Here is an 18,736-nt window from a genome sequence, read left to right as displayed (position 1 = left end):
GAATGCGGGGCCCCCCCGGCGCGGCGGCCGCCGTCGACCGGCCCGTATGGGTGGCGGCCTCGGTGGGCCCCTACGGGGCCGTCCTCGCGGACGGCTCGGAGTACCGGGGGCGCTACGGGCTCGGCGTGGCGGAGCTGGAACGGTTCCACCGACCCCGGATCGATGCCGTGGCGGCGGCGGGCGCCCGCCTGCTGGCCCTGGAAACGGTCCCCGACACCACCGAGGCGGAAGCACTGCTGCGGGCCCTGGAGGACCGGGAGGAGCCGGTCACCGCCTGGCTCTCCTACACCGTGGAGGGCGGCCGGACCCGAGCCGGCCAGCCCCTGGACGAGGCCCTCGCCCTGGCCGCGGCCTCGCCCGCCGTGGTGGCGGTGGGAGTGAATTGCTGCCACCCGGCGGACGTGGGCCCGGCCGTCGAATCGGCCGCGGCCCACGGCAAGCCGGTGGTCGCCTACCCGAACGACGGATCGGAATGGGAGGAGGAGACGCGGACCTGGCACCCGCCACGGACCCCGCTGGACTTGCAGGCACGGCAGTGGCAGAGCGCCGGCGCACGCCTCATCGGCGGCTGCTGCCGGGTGGGCCCCCCACAGATCGCCGCCCTCGCCAGGGCCCTGCGCCCGGACGGCAGCTGAACGGACCGGCGGGCGGCTGAACGGACCGGGCGAGGAAGGGCGAGGAAGGCCGGGAAGGGGCGGGGCCGGCGGGCGTGAGCGCGGCCCGGTACAAGGGGCCGCGCGGGCGAGGCGAGGAGGGCGGGGAGCGCCGGCGAGCGGGGCCGCGCCGCGGGCGGGGCCGGGGAGCGAGGGGCGGGAGGGCCAGGGCGGGGGAGGAGGAGGGGAGGGGGGAGGGAGGGGGAGGGGCCCGGGGTGGTTGACCACGGGTGGCCCTGGGCCGTTAGGGCAAATGGGGGAACTTTCCGGGGAATCGGGGTGCGGGCTCGTTCTTGAAGGGGCGCGGACTGTCCGCGATCCCTGGAAGGACGGAAAACAGAATGAAGATGACCGCACGCGGGAGCATTGCGGCGCTCATGACCTGTATGGCCACCGCGGTGGCGGCGGCTCCGGCCGTGGCGGACGGGGGCCATGTGCCGGTCGGTGTTCCCCTGGAGGCCGCGCTGGAGCCTTCGGTGGGTCTGCCGGCGCCGAAGCTCTCCACCGGGGTGCCGCTGCTGACGCCCAGCGGGCTGGAGGCGCCGCGCCACCACGAGGGCGAGCTGCTGCCCAACCCGATCCTGCCGGTGATCCCGCTCGTCGGGGAACTGGCCCCGACGGACCTGCAGTCGGAGCTGCCGGGGGTCCTCGGTACCGGGAACCCGGACGAGGCCGAGCTGACCTCGCCCGCCTCGCCGCTGGTCGCCAAGGGCCCGGGCGCCGTCGTGGGGGCCCCGCTGGCCATGCCCGACGGCTCCAACTACGGGCTGCCGAAACTGGTGACGCCGAAGCTGGGTGTGGTCACCCCCGTGCTGCAGGGCGACCCGGCGGCGGCCCTCGGCCTGAGCTGACGGACCGGCGTTCACCGTCCGGAGCCAAAATGGCCGCCCGGTCTGCGACCGTGTACGCATGGGATTCCATGTCGATTCCGAGACCGGGCGGCTGCGCCGCGTCATCCTCCACCGGCCCGACCTGGAGCTGAAGCGGCTCACCCCCACCAACAAGGACGCGCTCCTCTTCGACGACGTGCTGTGGGTGCGGCGGGCGCGGCAGGAACACGACGGGTTCGCGGACGTGCTGCGGGACCGCGGGGTGGAGGTGCACCTCTTCGGTGACCTGCTGCGCGAGGCCCTGGAGGTGCCCGAGGCCCGGCACCTGGTGCTGGACCGGGTCTTCGACGAGAAGGAGTACGGGCCGCTGGCCACCGACCACCTGCGGGGTTCCTTCGAGGGGATGTCCGCCGGGGACCTCGTCGAGACGCTGGTCGGCGGCATGACGAAACGGGAGTACCTGGAGCGGTTCCCCGAGCCGGTGTCGGTCCGCTTCCACGCCCTGGACCTGGACGGGTTCCTTCTCGGCCCGCTGCCCAACCACCTGTTCACCCGCGACACCTCCGCCTGGATCTACGACGGGGTGTCGATCAACGCGATGCGCTGGCCGGCACGGCAGCGCGAGACCGTGCACTTCGAGGCGATCTACCGGCACCATCCGCTGTTCACGGCGTCCGGGGCGTTCCACTACTGGTCGCAGGGCCAGGCCGACTACCCGTCGACGATCGAGGGCGGGGACGTCCTCGTCATCGGCAACGGCGCCGTCCTGATCGGGATGAGCGAGCGCACCACCCCCCAGGCGGTGGAGATGCTGGCCCGCGGCCTGTTCGCGGCCGGGTCGGCGCGCTGCATCGTGGCCCTGGACATGCCGAAGAGCCGGGCCTTCATGCATCTGGACACCGTGATGACCATGGTGGACGGAGATACGTTCACTCAGTACGCGGGGCTGGGGATGCTGCGCTCGTACACCATCGAGCCCGGGGCGGGCGAGGCCGATCTGAAGGTCACGGACCATCCGCCGGATCACATGCACCGGGCGATCGCCGCGGCGCTCGGCCTGGATTCCGTGCGGGTGCTCACCGCCACCCAGGACGTCCACTCGGCGGAGCGTGAGCAGTGGGACGACGGCTGCAACGTGCTCGCGGTGGAGCCCGGGGTGGTCGTGGCCTACGAGCGGAACGTCACCACCAACACGCACCTGCGGAAACAGGGCATCGAGGTGATCGAGATCCCGGGCAGTGAGCTGGGCCGGGGGCGGGGTGGCCCGCGGTGCATGAGTTGCCCCGTGGAGCGGGACGCGGTGGGCTGAGGGCGGCGGCCCGCGGGAGGTCGTCCGAAGGAGACCGCGCGAGGGGGGCTGTATAGCAATGCAGGGCTTCGTATAGAGTTCCATTGTCCCGCAGTAGTCCCCTGCGGTTCCGCAGTCCCCTGCGGTCCCCTTCCACCCGTGACCGAGGAGCGCCCCCATGGCGACCGACCTGGCTGGCCGCAGCTTTCTCAAGGAGCTCGACTTCACCGCGGACGAGTTCCGTGCCCTGATCGGGCTGGCCGCCGAGCTGAAGGCCGCCAAGCGGGCGGGTGTCGAGGTCCGGCGGCTCCAGGGGAAGAACATCGCCCTCATCTTCGAGAAGACCTCCACCCGCACCCGCTGCGCCTTCGAGGTGGCCGCCGCCGACCAGGGCGCCCACACCACCTACCTCGACCCCTCCGGCTCCCAGATCGGCCACAAGGAGTCCGTGAAGGACACCGCGCGCGTGCTGGGCCGCATGTTCGACGCCATCCAGTACCGCGGGGACAGCCAGGACGCCGTCGAGCAGCTCTCCGCGCACGCGGGCGTGCCCGTCTACAACGGGCTCACCGACGACTGGCACCCCACCCAGATGCTCGCCGACGTGCTCACCATGACCGAGCACTGCACCAAACCCCTGGACCGGACCACCTTCGCCTACCTGGGCGACGCCCGCTTCAACATGGGCAACTCCTACCTCGTCACCGGCGCCCTGCTCGGCATGGACGTACGGATCGTGGCGCCCCGCGCCTACTGGCCCGCCGAACGGGTCGTCGCCCACGCCCGGGAACTCGCCCGCACCAGCGGGGCCCGCGTCACCCTCACCGAGGACGTCACCGAAGGGGTCGCCGGAGCCGATTTCGTCGCCACCGACGTGTGGGTGTCGATGGGGGAGGCCAAGGAGGTGTGGGACGACCGGATCAAGGCCCTCGTCCCGTACGCCGTGACCATGGACGTGCTGCGCGCCACCGGCAACCCCGACGTGCGGTTCCTGCACTGCCTGCCGGCCTTCCACGACCTCGGCACCAAGGTCGCCCGGGAGATCCACGACCGCCACGGCCTGGACTCGCTGGAGGTGACGGACGAGGTCTTCGAGTCCGCGCACTCCGTGGTCTTCGACGAGGCCGAGAACCGGCTCCACACCATCAAGGCGGTCCTCGTCGCGACCCTCGCGGGCGGGGCCGGGGCCTCGGGCGGGACGGCGGCCTGAGCTCGCGGCCCGGCGGGTCGGCCCGAAGAAGCGGTGCGGCCCACGGCGGTCGGCCTGCCGGAGCCGGCCCAGTCCCGTCGGGGTCAGGCCGGGCGGGGCCGGGCGGGCAGGGTGAACCAGACGGCCTTGCCGTGATCGGTGCGCCGGTGCCCGCACGCCGAACTCAGCGTGCGGATCAACAGCAGCCCCCGGCCGTGCTCCTGCCACGGATCCGGGCAGGTCGGGCCCGGGCCGGGCCCGAGGCCGCCCGGCGGCAGCGGCTCCTCGTCGTGGACCTCCACCTGGCAGCCGTCCGCGAGGAGTTCCACCACCAGCTCGATCGGGGACCCGCCGGGAGTGTGCTCCACGGCGTTCGCCACGAGCTCCGCGGTCAGCAGCTCGGCGGTGTCGCTGTCGGCGGGAGCCTCCAGCTCGGCGAGCGCCGTCCGCACCATGGCCCGCGCGAGGGGCACGGCGGCCGTGCTGTGGGGGAGGGCGATCCGCCAAGAGGGCAGGGGCAGGGGCAGGGGGGCTGTGGGACCGGGCAAGGCGGGATCTTCCTTTCCGTGCGCTGCGGGGGTCCTCCCGGGGAGTGCGGTCCGGGGCGGGAGGGACCCGTGGTCGGGGAGCCCCCGTCCGGAGAACTCCCGCTTTCAACGATACGAAGTGGAACGACCCGCTCAGTAGGGCACCCCGGTGTGGACCGCATGACCGAGGGCGCCCGCGCCCGGGACCTCCGGCCCCGACCGGACCGCTCCGCTCTCCGCCGGGCCGGGGGAACGCCGCGCACCGGATCCGGCGTCCGGACGGTCCACCCGGACGCCCGCGCCCGGCCCACCGCGCCCGCACCGGCCCTTCCCCGCGTGTGCCCGGCCGCGCGGATCCCTACCGTCCCGGCCCCGCACGCGCCTTCACCCGCCCGTACCGTCCCGGCCCCGCATGCGCCGCTACCCGTCCGTACCCACCGCTTTCCCGCCCGGCCGGCCGCGCCCCCCGGTGGGTCGAGGTCCCGGCCCCGCGCCCGGCCGGCGACGGCCCCGAGCGCCACCGGTGTGTCGCGTTCTCGTGACGACAGTCACGCAGGAGTGATACGTTCGTGAGGTGAGCCCCTTCACCGGTTCCGCAGCGTCCACCCAGCGGTGGGAACACCTCCGCCTCACCCGGCAGGACGGGGTGGCCACCGTCACCCTGGACCGCCCCGAGAAGCTCAACGCGCTCACCTTCGGCGCCTACGCCGACCTGCGCGACCTCCTCGCCGAACTGTCCCGGGAACGGTCCGTCCGCGCCCTCGTCCTCGGCGGCGAGGGCCGCGGCTTCTGCTCCGGCGGAGACGTGGACGAGATCATCGGCGCCACCCTCGCCATGGACACCGCCAGGCTCCTCGATTTCAACCGGATGACCGGGCAGGTGGTCCGCGCCCTCCGCGAGTGCCCCTTCCCCGTCATCGCAGCCGTCCACGGGGTCGCCGCCGGAGCGGGCGCCGTCCTCGCCCTCGCCGCCGACTTCAGGATCGCCGACCCCACCGCCCGCTTCGCGTTCCTCTTCACCCGGGTCGGCCTCTCCGGCGGCGACATGGGCGCCGCCTACCTGCTGCCCCGCGTCGTCGGGCTCGGCCACGCCACCCGCCTCCTGATGCTCGGCGACACCGTCCGCGCCGCCGAAGCCGAACGCATCGGCCTCATCAGCGAACTCGTCGACGAGGGCAAGGCCGACGCCCGCGCCGCCGAACTCGCCGCCCGCCTCGCCTCCGGACCCGCCCTCGCCCAGGCCCAGACCAAGGCCCTGCTCACCGCCGAACTCGACATGCCGCTCGCCGCCTCCGTCGAACTCGACGCCAACACCCAGGCCCTGCTCATGAACGGCGAGGACTACGCCGAGTTCCACGCCGCCTTCACCGCCAAACGCCCGCCCGAATGGAAGGGACGCTGACCATGCGGATCGCGGTCATCGGCGGCGGCCCCGGCGGACTGTACGCGGCCGCCCTGCTCAAACGGCTCGACCCCGCGCGCGAGGTCACCGTCTGGGAGCGCAACGCCCCCGAGGACACCTTCGGGTTCGGAGTGGTCCTCTCCGACGAGACCCTCGGCGGCATCGAATCCGCCGACCCGGAAGTCCACCGTGCCCTCCGCGCCGAGTTCGTCCGCTGGGACGACATCGACGTGGTCCACCGCGGCCGGGTCCTCACCTCCGGCGGCCACGGCTTCGCCGCCCTCGGCCGCCGGCGCCTCCTGGAGATCCTCCACGACCGCTGCACCGACCTCGGCGTCCGCCTCCGTTTCCGCACCCCCGCACCCCCCGCCGCGCAACTCGCCGCCACCCACGACCTGGTCATCGCCGCCGACGGCGTCCACAGCGCCACCCGCGGCGCCCACACCGCGGCCTTCCGCCCCCGGCTCACCACCCACCGCTGCCGCTACATCTGGCTCTCCGCCGACTTCGCCCTCGACGCCTTCCGCTTCGAGATCGCCGAAACCGAGCACGGCATCATGCAGCTGCACGGCTACCCCTACGAGGCCCCGCGCGACGGCCGAGACGGCGCAGAACCTCGAGACGGCGGGCCCGGCCCGACCGGAGCGACGGACCCGACCGGAGCGACAGGACCGAACGGCCCGAGCGGCGCGAGCGGCCCGAACACGGGGGCCTCCACCGTCATCGTCGAAATGCGGGAAGAGGTCTGGCGGGCCGCCGGACTCGACCTCTGCGACGAGGAGGAATCCGCCCAGCGCTGCGCCAAGATCTTCAGCGAAGCCCTCCGCGGCCGTCCCCTGCGCGGCAACAACTCCTCCTGGACCGCCTTCCGGACCGTCGTCAACGCGCACTGGTCCCACGGCAACATCGTCCTCCTCGGCGACGCCGCCCACACCGCGCACTTCTCCATCGGCTCCGGCACCAAACTCGCCGTCGAGGACGCCCTCGCCCTCGCCGCCTGCGTCCAGGAACACGACACCCTGCCCGCGGCCCTCACCGCCTACGAGACCGAACGCCGCCCCGTCGTCGAATCCACCCAGCGCGCCGCCGCCGCCAGCCTCCGCTGGTTCGAGGACATCGCCGGCTACGTCGACCAGCCGCCGCGCCAGTTCGCCTTCAACCTCCTCACCCGCAGCCGCCGCGTCACCCACGGCAACCTACGCCTGCGCGACCCGCGCTTCACCGGTCTCGTCGAACGCGACTTCGGCTGCCCCGAGGGCACCCCGCCGATGTTCACCCCCTACCGGCTCGGCGGACTCACCCTCCGCAACCGCGTCGTCGTCTCCCCGATGGACATGTACTCCGCCACCGACGGGGTCCCCGGCGACTTCCACCTCGTCCACCTCGGCGCCCGCGCCCTCGGCGGCGCCGGACTCGTCATGACCGAAATGGTCTGCGTCAGCCCCGAAGGCCGCATCACCCCCGGCTGCACCGGCCTCTACACCGAGGAACAGGCCGCCGCCTGGACCCGCGTCGTCGACTTCGTCCACACCGGAGCCCCCGGCACCGCCATCGGCGTGCAACTCGGCCACTCCGGCCGCAAGGGCTCCACCCGCCGCATGTGGGAGGGCATCGACCAACCCCTCCCCGAGGACAACTGGCCCCTCACCGCCCCCTCCGCCCTGCCTTACCGGCACGGCCTCAACCAGGTCCCCCACCCCCTCACCACCGCCGAACTCCCGGCCCTGCGCGCACAGTTCACGGAAGCCGCCCGCCGTGCCGCCGCCTGCGGGTTCGACCTCCTCGAACTCCACTGCGCCCACGGCTACCTGCTGTCCTCCTTCCTGTCCCCCCTCACCAACCGCCGCACCGACGCCTACGGCGGCAGCCTGGAGAACCGCCTTCGCTTCCCCCTCGAAGTCTTCGACGCCGTCCGCGAGGTCTGGCCCGCCGACCGGCCCGTCACCGTACGGATCTCCGCCACCGACTGGGCCGACGGCGGCAACGACACCGACGAGGCCGTCGCCATCGCCCGCGCCTTCGCCCATCACGGAGCCGCCGCCCTCGACGTCTCCACCGGACAGGTCGTCGCCGACGAACGCCCCGAGTACGGCCGCTCCTACCAGACCCCGTACGCCGACCGCATCCGCAACTCCGTGGGGATCCCGGTCATCGCCGTCGGCGCCATCTCCTCCTGGGACGACGTCAACTCCCTGCTCCTCGCGGGCCGCGCCGACCTGTGCGCCCTCGGCCGCCCCCACCTCTACGACCCGCACTGGACCCTGCACGCCGCCGCCGAACAGGACTACGCCGGACTGCCCGCCCCCTGGCCCCCGCAGTACCGCGCCGGCTCCCGCACGCCCCCCACCGGCCGCACCGACGCCCCCCGGCCCCGCCTCGCCCTCTGACCCGGCCCCGCCCCTGCCCCGCCCCCGCACGGTGGGTGCGGTGCGGGGGCGGACCCGTGCGGGACGGGGCCGGTCGCCGCGGGGTCAGCCCGGCGCCACCACCACCCGGTCCTCCACCGGCTCGTAGCCGATCCGCCGGTACACCCCGCCCCCCACCGGATCCCCCGGACCGGTGAACAGCACCACCTCCCGCGCCCCCACCGACCAGGCCGCCTCGCTCGCCGAGGCCGCCACCGCCGCCGCGAACCCGCGCCCCCGCCGCTCCGGCGGCGTGTACACCGGTCCCACCCGCGCCACCCCGCCCACCGGGCGCGTGAACCCGGCCATCGACACCGGCAGCCCGGCGTCCTCCCACAGCACCAGCCCCCCGTACCCCAACCGGTCCCGGACCGCCGCCTCCCGCGCCGGCGCCGGCTGCTCCGTCTCCGCGTCGAACGCCGCGAACCACTCCCGCACCAGCGGCAGATCCGCCGAACCCGCCGGCCGGGCCCGCCCCGCCGGGAACGGCACCGGGGGCACCAACTCCCCCAACCGGTGCAGCCGCAACTCCCGCACCACCCGCGAGGGCCCGCCCCGTGCCGCGGCCAACGCCAGCACCTCCTCCCGGCGGCCGCTCACCTCCACCACCGACGCCAGTGACGGCTCTGCCGCGAACACCTCGGCCAGCTCCGCCACCGCCGCCTCCGGCAACACCCCCAGCACCAGCGGATACGGCGGGGTCCGCAACAGCGCCCCCGCCACCGCCCCGTCCGGGCCCCGCCACCAGCCGAACACCGGCCGCGCGTCGCCGAAGGCCAGCGGTCCGCGCCTCAGCACGGCGTCCGCGACCGTCAACAGCAGGGTGTGCGACACCGGCCGCCCGGCCACGAAGGCCCCGGCGGCGTCCTGGTACTGCTCCACGTCCTCAGAGAAAGTCCAAGCCATGGGTCATCATGACCGGCCGACGGGCCCCACGGACAGCGATCACCCCGGCGCGCCCCCTGCCACCGCCCCTGCTCACCGTCCCCGCCCGCCGACTCTGCCCCGCCGTCCGGAGCCGCCCCGGTGCCCCGTACCGCGCGACCCCGACCCCGACCCCGAGCGCGCACGCCCGCGCACGCACGCCCGCGCGGTCGCGGGCACCGACGCGGGCGCGAGTGGGGTCACCCGCGGACGAACTCCGCGCCCGCGTCCCGCAGCCGCTCGTGCAGCCCGGCGAACACCGCCGCCGCCCGCTCCCCGGGCCAGTCGGCGGGCAGCAGGGCCGCGGGCAGCCCCGGATCCGCGTACGGCAACCGCCGCCACGAGTCCAGGGCCGACAGGTAGTCCCGGTAGGCCCGCTCCGGCCCGAGGTCCGGCCCGTTCGACCACTCCCGCAGCACCGGACCGTGCCGGTCCAGGAACTCCTCGTGCTGCTTCGCGATCGCCGCCAGGTCCCACCACCTGGACACCGCCTCCGCGGTCGGGGCGAAACCGAGGTGCTCCCCGCGGAAGAGGTCCGTGTACCCGCCGAGCTGCAAGCGGTCCAGGGTGTGCCGGGTCTCCTCGTACAGCCGTCCCGGGGCGATCCACACCCCCGGCGCCGCGGTCCCGAAGCCCAGCCGGGCCAGCCGCGACCGCAGCAGGTGCCGCTTGTTGCGCTCCTGCTCCGGCACCGAGAACACCGCCAGCAGCCAGGAACCGTCCTCCTCCGTCGCCCCCGCGGACCGGTAGATCCGCCGGTCGCCGTCCGCGAGGAGCTCCCGGGCCTCCTCCGACAGGGCGTAGCCGGCGGCTCCCGAGGCCGTCCGCGCGGGCACCAGGAACCCCCGCCGTTTCAGCCGGGACACCGAGGAACGCACCGACGGCGGGTCCACCCCGGCCGCGCCGAGCAGCCGGACCAGGGCCGCCACGGGGACGGGGCCCTGCTCCGGCCGCCCGTAGGCGCCGTAGAAGGTGACGATCAGGGATCGCGGAGTGTGCTGCTCGGCCACTTGATCACTCTAGATCCCGCAGCCGGAACCGCTGCAGCTTCCCCGTGGCCGTCCGCGGCAGCGCGGGCAGGAACACGAAGGACCGCGGGCACTTGTGCGGGGCCAGCTCCGCCTTCATGAACATCCGCAGCTCCTCCTCGCTGACGGCGGCCCCCGCCCGCAGCACCGTGTACGCGACCACCACCTGGCCGCGCCGCTCGTCGGCCCGGCCCACCACGGCGACCTCCGACACCCCCGGATGGCGCAACAGGGCCTCCTCCACCTCCGGCCCGGCGATGTTGTACCCCGAGGAGATGATCATGTCGTCGGCGCGGGCCACGTACCGGAAGTAGCCGTCCGGGTCCCGGACGTAGGTGTCACCGGTGACGTTCCACCCGCCGCGCACGTACTCCCGCTGGCGGGGATCGGCCAGGTACCGGCACCCGACGGGGCCGCGGACCGCCAGCAGGCCGGGTTCACCGTCCGCCACCGGCTCGCCCGCCCCGTCCACCACCCGGGCCTGCCAGCCCGGCACCGGGCGGCCCGTGGTGCCGGGACGGATCTCCTCGTCGGCCGCGGAGATGAAGATGTGCAGCAGCTCGGTGGCGCCGATGCCGTTGATGATCCGCAGCCCGGTCCGCCGGTACCACTCCTCCCAGGTGGACGCGGGCAGGTTCTCGCCGGCCGACACGCAGCGGCGCAACCCGCTCAGATCGTGACCGTCGAGCTCGTCCAGCATCGCCCGGTACGCGGTCGGGGCGGTGAACAGCACGGACACCCGGTGCTCGGCCAGCGCGGGCAGCAGCTGCCGCGGCCCGGCCTGCTCCAGGAGCAGCGCCGAAGCGCCCGCCCGCATCGGGAACACCACCAGGCCGCCCAGTCCGAAGGTGAATCCGAGCGGGGGACTCCCCGCGAACACGTCGTCCGGCTCCGGCCGCAGCACCTGAGAGGAGAAGGTGTCCGCCACGGCCAGCAGGTCGCGGTGGAAGTGCATGCACCCCTTGGGGCGGCCCGTGGTGCCCGAGGTGAAGGCGATCAGCGCCACGTCGTCGGCCGCGGTGTCCACCGCCCGGTACCGGTCCGGTTTCCTGGCCGCCAGGGTCAGCAGGTCCTCCGGGGAGTCCCCGCCGTACGGGGTCACCCGCAGGCCGGGCACCTCCGCCTCCGCGAGATCACCCGTCACCGTGTAATGGCACAGCGCATGCGTCACACGTGCCATGTCACACACGGTCGCCAGTTCCCGGGCCCGCTGCTGCGCCAACACCGTGACCGCGACCCCGCCCGCCTTCATCACCGCCAGCCAGCAGGCCGCCAGCCACGGACCGGTCGGCCCCCGCAGCAGCACCCGGTTGCCGGGCGCCACCCCGAGGTCGAAGGTGAGCACGTGGGCGATCCGGTCCACCCGGCCCCACAGCTCCCCGTAGGTCCACACCTCCCCGTCACCGGTCCGGAACGCCGGACGGTCCGCCCCGAACCGCTCCACCGTCGCGTCCAACAGCTCGGCGCCGCAGTTCAACCGCTGCGGGTAGACCAGCCCGGGGAGTTCGAAGATCAGCTCGGGCCATTCCTCGGGCGGCGGCAGATGGTCCCGGGCGAAGGTGTCGGCGTGAGCGGAAGGCTGCAGGTCCAAGGCGGGTACGCCCCCTTGCGACGGTCCGGATGAAGGGTGGAGCCGGCCGTGCGGTCGTGGAAGGAGCGTATCGTCATGGTGACGGGAGTCAACCGGACGCGATAGAACTCCTCCTGGGGACACGGAAACCCGCCGGGTCCCCGGGAGCGGCGCGCCCGGCGCGCCCGACCGGCCGGGGGGCAGCCGCCCGCCGAGACGAGGAGGGGCCGCGATGACGCAGTTCGCCCTGGAGTCCGCGCAGGAGGGCTGGTGCGCCGAGCTGCGCGCGCTGGCCGCCGAACGGTTCGCGCCGCTCGCCGTGAAGGGGGAGCCCGGCCGGGTGAACCGGCCGCTGCTGACCGCCCTCGGTGAGACCGGTCTCCTCGACCGCCTGTTCACCGCGGGCGCCCTGGAGCTGTGCCTCCTGCGGGAGTCCCTGGCCTACGCCTGTACGGAGGCCGAGACCGCGCTGGCCCTGCAGGGACTGGGCGCACACCCGGTGGCCCGTTCGGGCACGGCCGAGCAGCGGGACCGCTGGCTGCCGGAGGTCCGCGCGGGCCGGGCCGTGGCGGCCTTCGCGCTGAGCGAGCCCGGGGCCGGGTCCGACGCGGCGGCCCTGGAACTGGCGGCCGAGCCGACGGCCGGGGGTTGGCGGCTGACCGGGGAGAAGCGGTGGATCTCCAACGCCCCCGAGGCCGACTTCTACACGGTGTTCGCCCGGACGGAGCAGGCGCCCGGCGCGCGCGGGGTGAGCGCCTTCCTGGTCCCGGCGGACCGGCCGGGACTGACCGGGGAGGGCCTGGAAATGCTCTCCCCCCACCCGATCGGCTCCCTGGCATTCGACGGGGTGCCCGTGGGCCCCGAGGACCTGCTCGGCGAGCCGGGACGGGGCTTCCGCGTGGCCATGGACACCCTCAATCTGTTCCGGCCCAGCGTGGGCGCCTTCGCGGTGGGCATGGCCCGCGCCGCCCTGGACGCCACCCTGCGGCACACCGCCGACCGGCGGGCCTTCGGCGGAGTGCTGGCCGACCTCCAGGCCGTCGCGCACCGGGTCGCGGAGATGGCCACCCGTACCGAGGCGGCCCGACTGCTGGTGTACGCGGCGGCCGGCGCCCACGACCGGGGCGCCGCCGACGTGCCGCGCCGGGCGGCGATGGCGAAGCTCCTGGCCACCGAGACCGCCCAGTACGTCGTGGACCACGCCGTGCAGTTGCACGGGGCCCGCGCCCTCCAGCGCGGACACCTGCTGGAGCACCTGTACCGGGAGGTCCGCGCCCCGCGGATCTACGAGGGGGCCAGCGAGGTGCAGCGCACGATCATCGCGAAGGAGCTCTACCGCTGACGCGGGGGAGCGGAGCGCGGCGAGCCGAGCGCCGAACGCCGAGTGCCGAAGGCCACAGGCCAGAGGTCGGAGGTCGGAGGTCGGAGGTCGCCGGTCGGAGGCCGGCGGGCGAACGTCGAGGAGCCGAGGAAGGGAGGTCCTGATGGGCCTGGAGCGGATCAATCCGCCGGAGCTGTCCCCGCCGTCCGGATTCAGTCACGCCGTGGCGGTGACCGGGGGGCGGCTGGTGCTGCTGGCGGGGCAGACCGCGCTGGACGGGGCGGGGAAGGTGGTGGGGGAGACCCTGCCGGAGCAGTTCGAGCGGGCCCTGGGGAACCTGCTCGCCGCGCTGGCGGCCGCGGGCGGCGGACCGGAGGCGTTGGCGCGGGTGACGGTGTACGCCACGGATGTGGCGGACTACCGCGAGCACGCCGCGGAGTTGGGGAGGATCTGGCGGCGGCTGGCGGGGCGGGACTATCCCGCGATGGCCGTGATCGGCACGACCCGGCTGTGGGACGAGCAGGCGCTGGTGGAGTTGGACGGGATCGCCGTCGTGGACTGAGCGCCGCCTCCGCCCCTCGCTTCCCGGCCCGGTCCTTTGCTCCTCCGCCCTCCGCCCTCGGCCCTCGGTGTCGGATCCGGTGGTCGGCCCGGCTCAGCTTGCGAGGAGGGTGCCCATCCACTCCTCGATCGCGTCGGGTGTGCGCGGGAGGGCGCCGGACATCAGCCGGGCCCCGTCGGCGGTGATGACGAGGTCGTCCTCGACGCGGACGCCGATGCCGCGCAGGGCGGCGGGCAGGGTCTCGTCGTCGGGCTGGAGGTAGAGCCCCGGTTCGACCGTCAGGACCTGGCCCTCTTCCAGGACCCCGTCCAGGTAGGTCCCGGCGCGGGCCTGGGCGCAGTCGTGCACGTCGAGTCCGAGCATGTGGCCGCTGCCGCAGAGGGTGTAGCGGCGGTACAGGTCGCCGTCCGGGTGCCGGAGGACGCCCCATGCGGTGAGACCCTCGGCGAGGACGCGCATGCCGGCGCGGTGGAAGTCGCGGAAGCGGGCCCCGGGGCGGAGGGCGGCGATGCCCGCTTCCTGGGCGGCCAGGACGAGTTCGTATACCTCGCGCTGGACGGGGGAGAAGCGGCCGGAGAGGGGGAGGGTGCGGGTGATGTCGGCGGTGTAGAGGCTGTCGGTCTCCACACCGGCGTCGAGGAGGAGCAGGTCACGGGGGTCCAGGCGGCCTTCGTTGCGGATCCAGTGCAGGACGCAGGCGTGGGCGCCGGAGGCGGCGATGGTGTCGTACCCGGTGCCGTTGCCCTCGGCGCGGGCGCGGAGTCCGAAGACGCCTTCGATCCAGCGTTCGCCGCGGGGGTGGGCGAGGGCCTGGGGCAGGGCGCGCACCACGTCCTCGAAGCCGATGGTGGTGTGGTCGACGGCGCGTTGCAGCTGTCCGATCTCCCAGGCGTCCTTGACGAGGCGGAGTTCGGACAGGACGGCGGTGAGTTCGGGGTCGGTGCCGGCCCGGCGGCCGGTGGGGGTGCCGAGGTGGTCGAGGTGGGCGCAGCGGATGCCGGTGAGGCGTTCGGCCTCGGCGAGGTCGGGGCGGCGGCCGACCCAGAACTCGCCGTGGCGGCGGTCGCGGTGGAATTCCTGGTCGCCTTCGGCGCGGGGGGAGCGGGGGCGGAGGTGGAGGACGGCCTCGTGCCCGTGGGGGCCGGTGGGTTCCAGGACGAGGACGTGGCCGACCTGGTCCTCGCCGGTGAGTCCGGTGAGCCAGGCGTAGGCGCTGTGGGGGCGGAAGCGGTGGTCGCAGTCGTTGGAGCGGACCTTGAGTTCTCCGGCGGGGACGATCAGGCGTTCGCCGGGGAAGCGGGCGGAGAGGCGGGCCCGGCGGGCGGGGGTGACCGCGTGGGCGTCGACGCGGGTGTCCGCCGGCAGCGGGGAGGGGGCCCAGCCTCCGGCCATGAAGGCGGACAGCTCGGGTGACACGGGCAGGTCGTGGCTGCCGGTGGGGAGGCCGGCGGGGCGATCGGTACGGCGGCCGGTGGGGTGCTCGGTCACGGGGGCTCCCAACGGGGTTGCTATGGGCGGAAGTCGGCCGTGAGGGAAACGGCGGGTGCACAGGACTTGTCAGTGCAATTTCACATTACTATGTTACATCGCACATCGAGGAGAGCTTCCTTCCGGCTCCCGCCATGCTCTGTTCCGGCGGCCGACGCGCACGGGTCGCGGACGGTCTTCCCGAGGTCCGACTGGGGCTCGACGGGGGCTCGCTGGGGGCCTGTCAGGAGGTCGCCCCCCGAGTGCCCGGAACCCTTGGCCCGCACTAAAGAATGTGACATATTACTGCCGTGCCCAACAGACACTCCCCGGACGTCGTGATCATCGGCGCAGGCGTCGTCGGAGCGGCCTGCGCCTACTACGCCGCCCGCTCCGGACTCTCCGTCACGGTCGTCGACCGCGGCCCCGTCGCCGGCGGCACCACCGGTGCCGGGGAAGGCAACCTGCTCGTCTCCGACAAGGAAGCGGGCCCCGAACTCGACCTCGCGCTGCTGTCCACCCGGCTCTGGCGCGAGCTGGCCGCGGAGCCGGACGTCCTCCCACCGGAGAGCGAGTACGAGCCGAAGGGCGGTCTCGTCGTGGCGCCCGACGAGACCACCCTGAAGGCCCTACGGGTCTTCGCCGAGGGCCAACGGGCCTCCGGCGTCCTCTCCTCCGAGATCCCCGCCGACGGCCTCCACGCCCTCGAACCCCACCTCGCCCCCGGCCTCGCGGGCGGGTTCCACTACCCCCAGGACGCCCAGGTCCAGCCCGCCCAGGCGGCCGCCCGCCTGCTGCGCGCCTCGGGGGCCGCCCTCCTCCTCGGCGAGGAGGTCACCGCCCTGCTCACCGGCCGCGACGGCCGGATCCGCGGGGTCCGCACCACCCGGCGCGAACTCCCCGCCGGCGCCGTCGTCAACGCGGCGGGCACCTGGGGCGGCCGCGTCGCCGAACTGGCGGGCGCCACCCTGCCCGTCCTGCCCCGCCGAGGGTTCGTCCTCGTCACCGAACCCCTGCCCCGCCTGGTGCGACACAAGGTCTACGCCGCCGACTACATCGCCGACGTGGCCAGCGGCTCCGCCGCCCTCCAGTCCTCCGCCGTGGTCGAGGGCACCCCCTCCGGCCCGGTGCTGATCGGCGCCACCCGCGAACGGGTCGGCTTCGACCGCACCCTGTCCACGGACGCGCTCCGCAGACTGGCCGCCCAGGCGGCCGCCCTGTTCCCCGTGCTCGCCGACGTCCGGGTGCTCCGCACCTACCACGGCTTCCGCCCCTACCTGCCCGACCACCTGCCCGCCATCGGCCCGGACCCCCGGGCCCCCGGGCTCCACCACGCCTGTGGACACGAGGGCGCCGGCATCGGCCTCGCCCCCGGCACCGGACTCCTCATCGCCCAGGCCCTCACCGGGGCCGAACCGGAACTGCCCATCGGGCCGTTCCGACCCGAGCGCTTCACCACGGGCCCCGCCGCCCCCGCCGGCCGGACCGCACCCCCGACGGGAGACCCGCGATGAACCGACCGGCACGCACTCCGCGCGACCTCGTGGGAGGGGTCGCGCGGGCCACCTTCACCCTGCGCTTCGACGACCGCGCCCTGCCCGCCGAAAGCGGCCAGACCGTGGCCGCCGTGCTGTGGGCCGCCGGCATCCTCGCCTGGCGCACCACCCGCGGGGGCGGCGCGCCCCGCGGCGCCTTCTGCGGGATCGGCAGCTGCTACGACTGCCTGGTCACCGTCAACGGCAGGCCCAACCAACGCGCCTGCCTCGTCCCGGCCCGCCCCGGGGACACCGTCACCACCCAGGAAGGCACCGGCCATGGCGAACTCGGCGTCTGAGCCCCGCCCCGGGGACGACGGACCCGCCCCCGACACCGCGGCGGCCCCGGACACCCCGAATGTCACACGTGACAGTGCGGTGTCACCTGTGACCGAACCCGCCGCGAGCGGCGCCCCGGGGGAAGGCCACGCCCTGACCACGCGTGCGACCGGGCCCGCCGCGGCCGGTTCCGCCACCGCCACCGCCACCGCTACCACCGCCCCTGCCCCCGCCCCGACCGCCGGCACGGACCGGCCGGACCGCGTCGCGCACCTGGCCGTGGTGGGCGCCGGGCCCGCCGGACTCGCCGCCGCCGTCACGGCCGCCGACCACGGCCTGCGCGTCACCCTCCTCGACGCCGGCGAACGCCCCGGCGGCCAGTACTACCGCCACCCCGCCGACGACCTGGGCGCCGACCGCCCCCAGGCCCTCCACCACCAATGGCGGGCCTTCACCGACCGCCGCGACCGCCTCGCCGCCCACGAGGCCGCCGGCCGCGTCACCCGCCTCCGCTCCCACCACGTCTGGACCGTCCTCCGCGACGGCGGCCAGTGGGCCCTGCACGCCCTCGAAGGGCCGGAGGAGAACCCCGCCCTGGTCCACGCCGACGCCGTCCTGCTCGCCACCGGCGCCTACGAACGCCAACTCCCCTTCCCCGGCTGGACCCTGCCCGGCGTGGTCGGCGCCGCCGGCGCCCAGGCCATGCTCAAATCCGGGCTCGTCCTCCCCGGCCGCCGCGTGGTCGTCGCCGGCAGCGGCCCCCTCCTGCTCGCCGTGGCCGACTCCCTCTCCGCCGCCGGGGCCCGGGTGCCCGCCGTCGCCGAGGCCGCCCTCTACACCGGCTACGCCCGACACCTGCCCACCCTCGTCCGCAACCCCGCCAAACTCGCCGAAGCCGCCCTGTTCGGCAGCGCCCTCCTGCGACACGGCACCCGACTGCTGATGCGGCACGCCGTCACCGAGGCCCACGGCACCGACCGGGTCGAGGCCGTCACCGTCAGCCGCCTCGACCGAAACTGGCGACCGATCCCCGGCACCGGACGCCGCATCCCCTGCGACGCGGTCGCCGTCGGCCAGGGCCTGGTGCCCCAACTGGAGCTGGCCACCGGCCTGGGCTGCGCCACCCGCGCCACCGCCGACGGCACCCCCGCCCTCGTCCTCGACCACGCCCAGCGCACCAGCGTCCCCGGCATCTGGTCCGCGGGCGAGACCGCCGGCGTCGGAGGCGCCCAACTGGCCCTGGTCGAAGGAGAACTGGCCGCCCTCGCGGTCGCCGGACGGCCCCTCCCCGGCGCCCTGGTCCGCGGCCGGGCCCGACTGCGCGCCTTCGCCGACGCCATGGGCGCCGCCCACCGCCCCGGTCCCGGCTGGACCGACTGGCTCACCGACACCACCGACGTCTGCCGCTGCGAGGAGGTCCCCGCAGGCCGCGTCCGCGAGGCCGTCACGGACCTCGGCGCCACCGACGCCCGCACCGTCAAACTGCTCACCCGCGCCGGCATGGGATGGTGCCAGGGCCGCATGTGCGGCCAAGCCGTCGCCGCCCTCACCGGGGCCGACCCGGCCGCCGACCGGCGCCCGTTCTCCTGCCCCGTACCCCTGCGCCACCTGGCGGCCCTGCCCGCCGACGCGGAACCCGCCCGCCCCGAACCGCCGGGGCCGGAGCGCGCACCCGCGGAAGCCGCCGACTGAACCGCCCACCGGTCCCGCGCCGTCGCGGGACCGCGTCGGGCTCTTGTGGTCGACGTACACCGGC

At 74.8% G+C, this 18,736-nt stretch carries 16 protein-coding genes; 11 read left to right on the top strand and 5 right to left on the bottom strand.

Going from position 1 to position 18,736, the window contains the following annotated elements:
* The 4 genes from mmuM to argF all read left to right on the top strand — a co-directional run.
* A partial coding sequence (gene mmuM, locus ABTZ17_RS12900; RefSeq protein WP_352195611.1) for a homocysteine S-methyltransferase occupies positions 1-635 on the top strand: 635 nt, incomplete at its 5' end.
* Between the two features lie 359 nt (positions 636-994).
* Positions 995-1,504 (top strand): hypothetical protein, encoded by a 510-nt coding sequence (locus ABTZ17_RS12895; protein WP_352195610.1) that lies wholly within the window; start codon positions 995-997, stop codon positions 1,502-1,504.
* 58 nt (positions 1,505-1,562) lie between these two features.
* The gene (locus ABTZ17_RS12890; protein ID WP_352195609.1) at positions 1,563-2,792 is read left to right on the top strand and encodes an arginine deiminase; all 1,230 of its coding nucleotides are present in this window, start codon (positions 1,563-1,565) and stop codon (positions 2,790-2,792) included.
* A 157-nt stretch (positions 2,793-2,949) separates the two neighbouring features.
* Entirely contained in the window at positions 2,950-3,981 is a 1,032-nt protein-coding gene (gene argF / locus ABTZ17_RS12885) for an ornithine carbamoyltransferase (protein WP_352195608.1), read from the top strand.
* 83 nt (positions 3,982-4,064) lie between these two features.
* Here the strand turns inward: argF and ABTZ17_RS12880 are convergent, their stop codons facing one another.
* Positions 4,065-4,508: an ATP-binding protein gene (locus ABTZ17_RS12880; protein WP_352195607.1), complete on the bottom strand. Its 444-nt coding sequence runs from the start codon at positions 4,506-4,508 to the stop codon at positions 4,065-4,067.
* Positions 4,509-5,061: 553 nt separating this feature from the next.
* Between ABTZ17_RS12880 and ABTZ17_RS12875 the strand changes: the two genes are divergently transcribed.
* Both ABTZ17_RS12875 and ABTZ17_RS12870 read left to right on the top strand, forming a co-directional pair.
* Complete coding sequence (locus tag ABTZ17_RS12875; protein WP_352195606.1) at positions 5,062-5,889, top strand: enoyl-CoA hydratase family protein; 828 nt, start codon at positions 5,062-5,064, stop codon at positions 5,887-5,889.
* Entirely contained in the window at positions 5,874-8,276 is a 2,403-nt protein-coding gene (locus tag ABTZ17_RS12870; RefSeq protein ID WP_502994656.1) for an oxidoreductase, read from the top strand. Before ABTZ17_RS12875 ends, ABTZ17_RS12870 begins: the two co-directional genes overlap by 16 nt.
* A gap of 84 nt (positions 8,277-8,360) precedes the next feature.
* On the opposite strand, the gene ABTZ17_RS12865 is transcribed toward ABTZ17_RS12870, so the two are convergent.
* The 3 genes from ABTZ17_RS12865 to ABTZ17_RS12855 all read right to left on the bottom strand — a co-directional run bounded on the left by ABTZ17_RS12865 (position 8,361) and on the right by ABTZ17_RS12855 (position 11,837).
* Complete coding sequence (locus tag ABTZ17_RS12865) at positions 8,361-9,200, bottom strand: GNAT family N-acetyltransferase (protein ID WP_352195605.1); 840 nt, start codon at positions 9,198-9,200, stop codon at positions 8,361-8,363.
* A gap of 218 nt (positions 9,201-9,418) precedes the next feature.
* On the bottom strand, positions 9,419-10,228 hold the full coding sequence (locus ABTZ17_RS12860) for a PaaX family transcriptional regulator (protein WP_352195604.1): 810 nt from the start codon (positions 10,226-10,228) through the stop codon (positions 9,419-9,421).
* Positions 10,229-10,232: 4 nt separating this feature from the next.
* Entirely contained in the window at positions 10,233-11,837 is a 1,605-nt protein-coding gene (locus ABTZ17_RS12855) for an AMP-binding protein (RefSeq protein WP_352195603.1), read from the bottom strand.
* A 211-nt stretch (positions 11,838-12,048) separates the two neighbouring features.
* On the opposite strand from ABTZ17_RS12855, the gene ABTZ17_RS12850 reads away from it, so the two are divergent.
* Positions 12,049-13,158, top strand: coding sequence for an acyl-CoA dehydrogenase family protein (locus ABTZ17_RS12850; protein WP_352195602.1), 1,110 nt, complete (start codon positions 12,049-12,051; stop codon positions 13,156-13,158).
* A 142-nt stretch (positions 13,159-13,300) separates the two neighbouring features.
* Positions 13,301-13,699, top strand: coding sequence for a RidA family protein (locus ABTZ17_RS12845; RefSeq protein ID WP_352195601.1), 399 nt, complete (start codon positions 13,301-13,303; stop codon positions 13,697-13,699).
* 93 nt (positions 13,700-13,792) lie between these two features.
* Here ABTZ17_RS12845 and ABTZ17_RS12840 read toward each other — a convergent pair whose 3' ends face one another.
* A complete protein-coding gene (locus ABTZ17_RS12840) occupies positions 13,793-15,187 on the bottom strand; it encodes an aminopeptidase P family protein (protein WP_352195600.1) in 1,395 nt (464 codons plus the stop codon).
* Between the two features lie 290 nt (positions 15,188-15,477).
* Here ABTZ17_RS12840 and ABTZ17_RS12835 point away from each other — a divergent pair, with 290 nt between their 5' ends.
* The 3 genes from ABTZ17_RS12835 (at position 15,478) to ABTZ17_RS12825 (ending at position 18,672) form a co-directional block, all read left to right on the top strand.
* Positions 15,478-16,680 carry an NAD(P)/FAD-dependent oxidoreductase gene (locus ABTZ17_RS12835; protein WP_352195599.1) on the top strand — a complete coding sequence of 401 codons (1,203 nt, stop codon included), beginning with the start codon at positions 15,478-15,480 and terminating at the stop codon, positions 16,678-16,680.
* Positions 16,677-17,000: a (2Fe-2S)-binding protein gene (locus ABTZ17_RS12830; protein ID WP_352195598.1), complete on the top strand. Its 324-nt coding sequence runs from the start codon at positions 16,677-16,679 to the stop codon at positions 16,998-17,000. The genes ABTZ17_RS12835 and ABTZ17_RS12830 overlap by 4 nt, the downstream gene beginning before the upstream one ends.
* A gap of 259 nt (positions 17,001-17,259) precedes the next feature.
* Entirely contained in the window at positions 17,260-18,672 is a 1,413-nt protein-coding gene (locus ABTZ17_RS12825) for an FAD/NAD(P)-dependent oxidoreductase (RefSeq protein ID WP_502994657.1), read from the top strand.
* The last annotated feature ends 64 nt before the right edge of the window (positions 18,673-18,736 follow it).

Source organism: Streptomyces sp. NPDC097619 (genome assembly GCF_040302735.1).
Taxonomy (GTDB): domain Bacteria; phylum Actinomycetota; class Actinomycetes; order Streptomycetales; family Streptomycetaceae; genus Streptomyces.
This window is presented reverse-complemented; position numbering and strand designations above follow the sequence as displayed.

What these genes read in the sequence shown, in the direction of transcription:
- ABTZ17_RS12895 (WP_352195610.1), top strand. Translation starts at nt 995, where the DNA reads ATGAAGATGACCGCACGCGGGAGCATTGCGGCGCTCATGACCTGTATG.
- ABTZ17_RS12890 (WP_352195609.1), top strand. Translation starts at nt 1,563, where the DNA reads ATGGGATTCCATGTCGATTCCGAGACCGGGCGGCTGCGCCGCGTCATC.
- argF (WP_352195608.1), top strand. Translation starts at nt 2,950, where the DNA reads ATGGCGACCGACCTGGCTGGCCGCAGCTTTCTCAAGGAGCTCGACTTC.
- ABTZ17_RS12870 (WP_502994656.1), top strand. Translation starts at nt 5,874, where the DNA reads ATGGAAGGGACGCTGACCATGCGGATCGCGGTCATCGGCGGCGGCCCC.
- ABTZ17_RS12865 (WP_352195605.1), bottom strand. Translation starts at nt 9,200, where the DNA reads ATGGCTTGGACTTTCTCTGAGGACGTGGAGCAGTACCAGGACGCCGCC.
- ABTZ17_RS12850 (WP_352195602.1), top strand. Translation starts at nt 12,049, where the DNA reads ATGACGCAGTTCGCCCTGGAGTCCGCGCAGGAGGGCTGGTGCGCCGAG.
- ABTZ17_RS12845 (WP_352195601.1), top strand. Translation starts at nt 13,301, where the DNA reads ATGGGCCTGGAGCGGATCAATCCGCCGGAGCTGTCCCCGCCGTCCGGA.
- ABTZ17_RS12830 (WP_352195598.1), top strand. Translation starts at nt 16,677, where the DNA reads ATGAACCGACCGGCACGCACTCCGCGCGACCTCGTGGGAGGGGTCGCG.